Consider the following 1,566-nt stretch of genomic DNA (forward strand, 5'->3'; position numbering starts at 1 on the left):
CCGCCGGTCTTGTCGCCAAGCGGGCAGTCCAGAGTCAGCGCGCCACAGGCCATAGTCGGCGTCCCCAGTCGGAACCCTCAAAGACCGGTCGCGGCACGAACGGGGGCAACGCGCCATAGGCCGCGAGGACAGCGTGCGCCAGATCTTCAAAAGTCGGCGCCTGGCCGCTGCGCCGGCGCAGCGCGTCGAACGTGCTCGTCAATTTCAGGGTGAACAACCCGACGCGCCGGCCGTCGGGCTTGAGCGCGATTTCGAGCGCATCGCCGGAATCCTGGACAGCGTAGAACGCAGCGATCGGCGGCATCTCCACACCGTCCGCCAGCCCGCTCGGCGTCAGGCCTGGCAAGTGCCGCAGCGCGCGGCGGACGCCGGCTACGCCCTGGGCCAGGGCCTGCGACCAGCGATGACGTTCGATTCCCAGCGTTTCCGGTGCGAGGCGGCGCACCGCCACGGCGGTCCACTCGTCGGTCGCCAGCCAATGATCGGACGGCCCGCGCGCCATCGTTCCGGCATGACAGGTGTCGGCAATCAGCCAGACGAAAACGCCGCGGCGAGTCAGTGCGGCGAGCCGCCCGCGCAAATCGTTATCGACCAGCGACCGCCCGACGCTGCCGCGTTGCGCCGACCACGGCGTCGAGTCGCCGAGCAGGAACACTTCGTCGAGGCCGTCGATTTCACCGGCGTCGCCGCCGACGCCGATTGGCTGCTGCGTGCCGTGCCCGGCAAGGTAGAGCAATACTTCGTCGCCGGCGCGTACCTCGCGCAACAGCCGATCGAAAGCGGCGTTCAACGCGTCGTATGTCGGCGGAGCGTCGGCGCCTGCCGTGCGCGCCAGCACCTGCTGGTGCGCCCGCGCGACGCCCCAGTCGCGTGCCATCGCGCTGACCAGAGCGATGTCGTTTTCGACGCCGGCCAAGAACTCGGCCTGCGTGATCCGCTCGAGTCTGGCGACGCCAACCAGCAAGGCATGCCGCTCGCCGGCAACGGCGAAAGCGGTCGCCAGCCACAGCCCGAGTGCAGCGCACCAGTGGCGAACGCTCACGGTGCAGCTCCCGGCCGCACGAGGATCAGCGACAGCGGCTGTCCGGGGGCGGCGACGACTCCCCAGCGCGTCTGCCAGTCCGCCAGACCGGCCGGCGGTGGCGCCGGAATCTGCGCCGACAGCCGGATTTCGTTCGTGCCGCGCTGCCAATCGACGGCGACGCCGAGCGCCTGCAGCTCATGGATCAGCAACGGCGTCGGCGCCGCAAAGTCGGCAATCGGCAAGTGCCACGCGATGCCGCGGCTGGCCACCCAATCGAAATCCACCTGCTGCGGCGCCTGCTGGCGAAGGGCAATGCCGGCGACCAGCGCCGCGACGAGTCCGCCAAGAGCGAAAGTCGACCAGAAAGCGCGCCGCTTCCACCAGGCAGGCGGAGGCACTTCCCGCGCCGGCGCCGCCAGCGCGGTTTCGATACGCTGCCAGACCGCCTGCCGCGTCGCCGTGCTCGGCGTCAACGCGTCGCTTTCGGCGCGCATCGCCGCCAGCACGGCGCGCGCTTCGGCCGCGTCACCCGCACCGGCGGG

The 1,566-nt window shown here is 70.8% G+C and carries 1 protein-coding gene and 1 pseudogene; both read right to left on the minus strand.

The window, feature by feature from the left end; translation table 11 throughout:
* Positions 1–34: 34 nt before the first annotated feature.
* A complete protein-coding gene (locus CAPSK01_RS08845; protein ID WP_034925485.1) occupies positions 35–1,042 on the minus strand; it encodes a caspase family protein in 1,008 nt (335 codons plus the stop codon).
* Positions 1,039–1,566 (minus strand): annotated as a pseudogene (locus tag CAPSK01_RS08850) (hypothetical protein); the annotation flags it as partial. The gene CAPSK01_RS08845 and the pseudogene CAPSK01_RS08850, both read right to left, overlap by 4 nt.

Source organism: Candidatus Accumulibacter vicinus, assembly GCF_000584955.1.
Classification (GTDB): domain Bacteria; phylum Pseudomonadota; class Gammaproteobacteria; order Burkholderiales; family Rhodocyclaceae; genus Accumulibacter; species Accumulibacter vicinus.